1 protein-coding gene is annotated in these 777 nt (G+C 62.7%); it reads right to left on the reverse strand.

What is annotated here, in order from left to right; translation table 11 throughout:
* Positions 1-742: KUP/HAK/KT family potassium transporter (locus EN884_RS37575; RefSeq protein WP_206617780.1), on the reverse strand; the 742-nt coding region annotated here is incomplete at its 3' end.
* Between the last annotated feature and the right edge of the window lie 35 nt (positions 743-777).

Genomic DNA, 777 nt, shown 5'->3' on the forward strand with positions numbered 1-777 from the left:
GCGCTTCCGCGCCGGTGACCGCGAGGAAGATGGCGCCGATGGTGACGAAAGCGACATCGGGCGAATTGATCAGGAAGGCGACGATGTAGTGCGGGCTGATCGCCCACAGGATTTCCGGATCGGCGATGATGTGGTTGAGGCCGGAAAGGCCGATCGCCAGGAACCACACCGCCGTCACGGGACCGAAGACCAATCCCACGCCGCCCGTGCCGAAACGTTGCACCGCGAACACTATGGCGAGAATGACCAGTGTCAGCGGCACGACATAAGGCTGGAAGGTCGGCGTGACGACGTTCATGCCTTCGACCGCCGACAGCACCGAAATCGCCGGCGTGATGACGGCGTCGCCGAAGAAAAGCGACGCCCCGACGATGCCGATGCCGAGCATCAGCGCCGAGCGCTTGGGGAAACTGCCGCGCGCCAGCGCCATCAGCGACAGCACGCCGCCCTCGCCGCGGTTGTTCGCCCGCAGCACGAACATGATGTATTTGATGGTGACGATGATGGTCAGCGACCAGATGATCAGCGACAAAACGCCGAGGATGTCACCGCGGTCGGCCACCTGTCCGCCGGAAGATGCCACCAGCGCCTCGCGAAAGGCGTAGATCGGACTGGTGCCGATATCCCCATAGACGACACCGAGCGCGCCCAGCATCAGAACCTTGGTGCTGTGCTGTTCGACTTCCGAATGGCTCGATTGTTCGACGGGTTCTGCCTCACTACCAGTATTGGTAAGGGCCATGGACGACACTCCGATAAGCGCGCGGTGCTCTACGC

It is taken from the genome of Mesorhizobium sp. M7A.F.Ca.AU.001.01.1.1, assembly GCF_004022735.1.
GTDB classification, from domain to species: Bacteria; Pseudomonadota; Alphaproteobacteria; order Rhizobiales; family Rhizobiaceae; genus Mesorhizobium; species Mesorhizobium ciceri.